Raw genomic sequence first — 6,833 nt, 5'->3', positions numbered from 1 at the left:
CCGAGATGCTCCGTGATCTCCGCCTCCAGCCCGGTCTCCAGCACGTTCTTCGTCAGGCCCGCCAACAGCCCACCAGGGCCCAGCAGGCTCACGCCCTGCTCACGCGCCTGCTCCAGCAGCGCCTCCGCGAGCTCCTTCTGATCAATGATCTCTCCCGTCATGGGATCGATCATCTCTGCGGTCTCAGTCATAGCCTTGCCTTTCGGTCAGGCCACGCCGTTCCCACCATTTTTCTTACAGTCCCACTCCGTCCCCCCCTTGGTCACCGGTGTTCTGGCAGAGCAGGTGGCGGACCTCATTGCTCATGCGTCTGCGTGCCAGTGCCGATGCTCCTTAGTTTGGCCATCGGGCACCGCGTCACTCAAACTCACCGTGTATGAGGTGTAGCTGTGCTGAGTGACCAGGATTCCTGAGTGTCCCTGAGCGATGGCTACTTCTTGGGCCTCAGCCACTATCTGGTTAAGTTCTTCGTTGAGGCTTCGAGGTTCCGAGGCGTTTATCGTCGTGACAAAGTGGTTGGGCATTTCCTTGGTCTTATCTTTCTCGATGGGGGTGTAGCCGTGCTTCCGGGTGATGTCCCGGAAACACGGCTAGGGGCTTTAGAGGAGGTTGAGGTGACCCTTGACCCCCTGGTGACCGTGTGTGAACAGGGGCGGCCAGTCTCGAATGGGACTGCTTCCGGGATTCCACGCGGCATTCGTCGACGGGCAGCTTGCCGTTCAGTTGACTGGGATCACTCAGGGCTCTTGGTTCTCACGGCATCCGCAATTCCGAGGTCGCCGACCGTGACACTGACCAGTCGCTAGGCCTGTGCTGCCATATGTGGTGCGTTGGCATCTCGTGCAATGCCGAATCCCGCGCGGAAGAGGGGCTCCTCGGTGTCGAACGGGACGTCCTCGCGGGACTTCTCTACCGCCTCCATCGAGGAAGGGATGTCGAAGGGCAGGGTTCCAGAAAGCGGGGTCCGTCCTTCTAACGCGTTGATCACTACGCTATCGCTTGCTCCGAACTCGCCGAGGACTGTCGCACCGAGCTCCAGGAGCGGTCCGAGAATGGCTGGCCTCTCAAGGAAAACTGAGACATAGAGAGGGGCTTGAGTTGCGTAATTGCGGAGCCGGTCCAGGGTGGCCTGCGGGAACGCGAGTGTGCCGCCATGGAAATATTCGGCGACGACCGAACCGCGGCCGGGTTCAAACGGAGCTTCGAGCCGAACGATGATTGCCTCTGCGTCTCCGACATTGGGCGTCGTGGTGAGGCCTGAGGAGTCCTGGATGCCCTCGACGTAGACGGTGGAGCCAGCAGGCAGCACGCCTGCCTCGTCGGAGAGCAGAACGAGGGAAGCGCTCTGAGCGGCGGTACCCTTTTCGGAAAAGCTTGGCGAGCCGCACGTGGTTCGCGCGCGGTCGATCTCGACCTGACGGTTCTCGAACAGGCCAAGCTGGAACTTTTCGCGCAGAAGCCGGCGCGCCGACTGGTCGATGCGCTCCTCGGTCACCGCGCCGCTATCGACTAGCTCTTCGATAAGGGCAGGGTTCCGGTCACCGCCGAACTGGTCGACGCCGACGTCGATGGCGATCCGGGCCCGCTTGACTGGGGACAAGTGCTCCAAGCCCCAACCATTCGGACCAAAGGTAAGATCACCCATCCGCTCACTCTCAAGCAGGTTCCAGTCGGTCACGACAATGCCGTCGAAATGAAGGCGCTTGCGGAGGATGTCACGTACGACCGGCGCGTTGAACGCAAACCCGACTTCATCCCATTCTGTTCCGACGGGCTTGCCGTAGTACGTCATCACCTGGGTTGCTCCTGCAGCAAAGGCCTTCTCGAACGGCTCGATGTGCAGTTCCTGCACGCCGCCCGGATACACCTGCTCGGGGTACCGGGAATCGTGTGCGTCGTCCCCGCGCAGCTGCGGACCGCCGCCGGGGAAGTGCTTCACGACGGCAGCGACAGAGTCCGGACCCAGGGTCGCTCCACCGCGGAGCCCTTCGATGAACGCGACGGTCAGTTCGGCCACGCGGGCGGGGTCCTCACCGAAAGTACCGAACCCGCGCGACCAGCGCGGTTCGGTGAAGATGTCCGCCATCGGTCCGAGGTATACACGTATGCCCATCGCCAGGAACTCGCGACGGATGATGTCGGCATACTCGCGTGCCGACTCGGTGCCCGCGATGGCTGCAATACCTGTTGTCTCGGGCCACCGGGAGAGGCTTTCGAGCGACTGCCCTGTGAACGGATTGCTCCGGAACCCGTGGCGCGGATCGGAGGACAGGGTGATGGGGATACCGAGTCTGGTGGTCGCCGCGAGCTCCTGGAGGGTGTTGTGCCAGCTGGCGACACCGGCACTGTCCCCACCGCCGAGCACGTTGAAGTGGCTGATTCCACGTTCCACGACGTTGAGTTGGGCGCCTCGGAGGGCGTCCTCCGCGGAGAGCGAGTCACCGCCCGGCTCAGTGGTGGGATGAAACATCAGGCCCGCCTTTTCGGCGACCGTCATCCGTCCGAGGAGGTCCTCGATACGGCGCTCAATGGGTTGAGTGGGGTCGAGATAGTCATTCATGAAAGATCCTTCATCGGTGGAGTGCAGCGCGAACCGCGCGTGAGCGGAAAATTTGACGTCAGCGGACGGCGCGAATGCCGAAGAGTGGGACGCTACCCAGAAGTGTCAATGCGCCGCCGACAAGGACGAGGGCGACGTAGTTCGACGTGCCGCCGCCGATGCCGAGGAGCACAGGGGCGATGAACGGGATGATCGAAAACGGCAGGGTGATGGCGATGTTGATCACGCCGAGGTTTCGCGCTGCCGCCAGCTTGTCTCGCATCGCCGCGATACCAAACGCGACATAGGTGCCCATCATGAGGCCCGCCGAAACGCCGGAGACGAGCGTCACTCCGATGAGGAACTGAACGAGTGTGGGAGAGGTGGCGATGGTGAGCATGCCTGCCGCGCCTATTAGAGCTGCGAAGATCATGACCGGCTTCCGTCGACCGAGCCGGTCTCCTAACCAACCACCGAACGGCCCGGCAAGGAACGCGACGATCCCGGGGATCGCGTAGGAGAGTGTGATCGCCCCACTGATCTCGTCCTCGGGTACTGCGAGCATGTCCTGCAGTAGATAGACCGTGTATGTGGATACCACGCCCCACGCTGCAGACATGAGAAAGAGAGCAAGCAGCAGCCATGCGAAGTCAGGCTCGCGTCGGGGGTTGATGAAGAACGATCCGAAGAATTCCTTCACACCGAACGGTGGCAGCGGCTCGGCCGCTGGAGCATCATCTTTGAAAACCGCGATCAGCGCTGCTCCGAACACCAGCGCCACTGCTACCGGCAGACCGATCTGCGCGAGGATGCTCGTGGGGAACGCCTGAATGAAGAAGATTCCGATCACCAGAGACGCGGCGGACGCTGCCCCCGAGAGCGAGCCAATGAATCCTTGCTGCGATTCAGGTACCCGGTCAGCCACGATAGCGAGAATGGCCGCGATCGCGGCATTGACGAACGCCTGCATCAGGATCCATCCCAGCAGCAGCATCGGGAACGTGTCCGAGAAGCCGATAACGGCGGCGCCGACCGTGGTGCCAAGCAGGCCAACCGCGAGCCAGGGGCGACGGCGGCCGAAACGGCTGCGTGTACGGTCCGAAAGGCGCCCGAAGAAGGGATTGGCAAGGACGGCAGTCAGCGTCCCGACTCCAGCGGCAATCGAATAGCTAGTGGTCTTTCCGGCGGGGTCGATCTCCGAAATCCGCAGCGCCAGCGTTACGGAGGCCGGCAGGTTGATCGCCATCCAAACACCGAACATCGCCAGCGCGTAAATGGCTATGAAGCCTGGACTGACTGGCCTAAGAGTATTGGGGCCGACAGTGGCCGAGGTCGTGGTGGACATGAGTTCCTCGTCGTTGAGTTTGATGAGTGGAAGTTGATCTTCGTTTCCGGTAACGTTTCCGGAAACGCTACCGATAAGATAGCCAATAGGAATAGCCACGGTCAAGAGGGACTTTTTGGAGGCAGTGATGACGCAGCGGGTGACGCTCACCGACGTATCCCGAGCCGCGGGCGTGGGTATCGCGACAGTGTCGCGCGCCATGGGCGATCATCCCGACGTCAGTAAGGCAACGCGCGACCGCATCCGTACGATCGCTCAGGAGCTTGGGTATCGCCCGTCGGTCGCTGCGCGCGCCTTGCGTCGTGGCGGCTTCCACGCCATCAGCGTGATCGTGCCGGATAACCAGTGGGCCTGGTGGGAGCTTGCCGCCCACGCCTGCATCGAGACGGCGGCCGCCGCCGGCTATCAGGTGCTCGTTCATCCCGTCAGAGGAGCCGAGGGAGCGCTGGCCGACGCCATCACCGGGCTGTCGAACGTCCCGACCGAAGGTGTGATCGTCGTCAGCGTTCCTGATCAGAAGTCGGTCCGGGACGCCTGCGACCGCATCGGCATACCCGGCGTCGCAATAGATGACTCCAGCGTCGACATCTACTTCCCATCAATCTCTGCGGCGAACTACGCCGGCGCACGCGAGGTGGTTGAACACCTGGTCGAGATAGGGCGTTCCCGCATCGTCTTCGTCCGCCCGCGATTCAGCGGCGGAGACTCCATTTGGGGAAACTCCTTCTACCTCCAGGAACGCGAAAGGGCTTACCGCGACGTGCTCGTCGCTGCGGGGATCTTGATCGATGAAAAGCTCATCATCGAAACCGAATACGATGAGGCAGCACCGGGGTGTCCAGAGCTCGGGGACCTCCTGGACCGCGACGGCAGTGTCGACGCCGTCTTCTGCGCATTCGACCAACTTGCACCAGCCGTCTTGCGCGAATTGGCCACACGCGATCGCCGCGTCCCAGACGAGATTAGCGTGGCGGGCTTTGACGATGAGCGTGCCGCCATCCTCGTAACACCACAGCTGACCACCGCGCGACAACCGTACGCCGAGATGGGCCGCACCGCGACCGAACTACTCCTGCAATCATTGTCCGAAACGCCCCCAGCTATCCGGCGCTATGAATTTCCCACTCAACTAATCGTGCGAGCCTCTACTCGCACTCAGTTGTCATAGCCCCAACCCGGCTGTGGGGCCACGCCGCGAGCAATTGCCCTCGCCCTCGTCCGGGCTCGCCGGCTGAATTGAGGGGACTGTCCCGCGTGAGCGTTCCAGTTCCAGTTCCAAGGATGTGGAACGCTCTGCCGGAGAGCCCGGGGAAACATGTCCGAACCCTCCGAGGTACTTAGAGCATGGATTCCCCACCCGATCTTCATGTTGATCTGACGCCATTTCGCGTGGAACCCTGTCAGCGATGGAAGCTGTTGGTGGTGTGGTGCCGTGGCTGATAGCCAGGAGCACAAATACAAACGAACGGATCTGGCGCGCATGCAAGGCGATGGGCCGAATCTCGTATGGGGCGGCGATGAAGGAAGGCTCCACTACATCAAGAGCATTAGAAAGTCGCCCGCCGTCCGCTTTGAGAAGGACCCGTGTAGGCGATGCAACGACACTCGCAGTCAGCTTTTTGACCGAGCTTATGAAACATACTCCGCATACGTGTGGGAGAACGCGGAGACTCTGTGGGATGCCCCAGGTTTGGATATGAAGGCCATTTTTGGGGCCGATTGGAAACGAAAGCAGCTGGACCTGGGCCGCTATTTTGCCAAGCACTTCGCGTCTCGGATGGTGCTTGATGGTCTCCCTGTTCCAGCCGGCCTACTCGATTTTCTGAACGGTAGGAGAGTCGCCAAGAACGTGCGCTTCTGTTTCGCTCTCGATAAGGCTTTGTGGCTCCTGCGAAAACACGGTGATCCCGAAGGGTCACCGATTCAGGGTCTTTGGCTTCGCCCAGCGATGGCCTGGGTTAGCTCGGATGGCAAGCACCTGCGAGGGTACGAAACGGCTTCATACGTGGGGCACACGTAGGAGTTTTGTTCTCTTGGTTTCCAGAGAAGAAACGTTTGGACTCTTTCTTCCCTCACGTTCGCCCGGTTCTAAATGTCGTCAAGGCTACGGATGAGATGATGCAGATCATCGACGATTTGAGGGCCAGGAAGGGCTGAGGCACGATTCCATAGGCCCGGTCCGATGGGCTGTCCGCTGATGGGGCGCCAAACGGCACACCGCCAGAAAGTGGTAAGGCGGCTCAAGTAGTTACCTGCCCGGCTTAACCAGGGTGGCCTTGAATCAAGCCATCTTGGTGACCCTGAGTCACGTTGAAATCAACCCGGGACGGGTGCGACAGCAGGTGGCTGACCGGCCATTTCAATGACTACTAATTGACAATGTGCAGTGAATATACCCGTCTCACTTGGGTTGAAACAGCAGGCCCCCGTGTGCTGAGTCACCGTTAGGCATCTTCTCGATGGCGCGGGCCAGCGCGACTTTCACCGGCGGGGGCAAGCCCTGCCGGCAACCCGGCCCTACGCTATGCACAGCCTGGCTCCTATGTCAGTGATGGCCTCGAGCAACCACTGCTCAGCGAGGGGTTCGCGGCGAAGTTCAAAGGTCCGCAGTGGCGAGTCAGAACCGCCGAGACGAACCTGAACACGCCAGTGTTCGATATCGACGACGTTCCCCAAGCCTGCGGGGGCGCTTCGGCGGGTCTCCCGGGACTGTAAGAAAAACGGTGGGAACGGCGTGGCCTGACCGAAAGGCAAGGCTATGACTGAGACCGCAGAGATGATCGATCCCATGTCGGGAGAGATCATTGATCAGAAGGAGCTCGCGGAGGCGCTGCTGGAGCAGGCGCGTGAGCAGGGCGTGAGCCTGCTGGGCCCTGGTGGGCTGTTGGCGGGCCTGACGAAGAACGTGCTGGAGACCGGGCTGGAGGTGGAGATCACGGAGCATCTCGG

General features: G+C 61.3%; 3 protein-coding genes and 3 pseudogenes. 2 read left to right on the top strand and 4 right to left on the bottom strand.

The features are described from left to right. The 3 genes and pseudogenes from J7I85_RS24730 to J7I85_RS24720 form a co-directional block, all read right to left on the bottom strand. Nucleotides 1–191 (bottom strand): annotated as a pseudogene (locus J7I85_RS24730) (IS256 family transposase); the annotation flags it as partial. A 611-nt stretch (nt 192–802) separates the two neighbouring features. After that, nucleotides 803–2,560 (bottom strand): glycoside hydrolase family 3 protein, encoded by a 1,758-nt coding sequence (locus J7I85_RS24725; protein WP_214858662.1) that lies wholly within the window; start codon nt 2,558–2,560, stop codon nt 803–805. A 58-nt stretch (nt 2,561–2,618) separates the two neighbouring features. Next, nucleotides 2,619–4,034 carry an MFS transporter gene (locus tag J7I85_RS24720; protein WP_308159652.1) on the bottom strand — a complete coding sequence of 472 codons (1,416 nt, stop codon included), beginning with the start codon at nt 4,032–4,034 and terminating at the stop codon, nt 2,619–2,621. Here J7I85_RS24720 and J7I85_RS24715 point away from each other — a divergent pair. Further along, on the top strand, nt 4,012–5,052 hold the full coding sequence (locus tag J7I85_RS24715) for a LacI family DNA-binding transcriptional regulator (protein WP_214858661.1): 1,041 nt from the start codon (nt 4,012–4,014) through the stop codon (nt 5,050–5,052). The genes J7I85_RS24720 and J7I85_RS24715 overlap by 23 nt on opposite strands. Before the next feature lie 1,349 nt (nt 5,053–6,401). Here the strand turns inward: J7I85_RS24715 and J7I85_RS25455 are convergent. Further along, nucleotides 6,402–6,587, bottom strand: a pseudogene (locus J7I85_RS25455) (hypothetical protein); the annotation flags it as partial. Between the two features lie 55 nt (nt 6,588–6,642). On the opposite strand from J7I85_RS25455, the pseudogene J7I85_RS24710 reads away from it, so the two are divergent. Further along, nucleotides 6,643–6,833 (top strand): annotated as a pseudogene (locus J7I85_RS24710) (IS256 family transposase); the annotation flags it as partial.

It is taken from the genome of Arthrobacter sp. ISL-65 (assembly GCF_018613795.1).
Lineage (GTDB): Bacteria > Actinomycetota > Actinomycetes > Actinomycetales > Micrococcaceae > Arthrobacter.
This window is presented reverse-complemented; position numbering and strand designations above follow the sequence as displayed.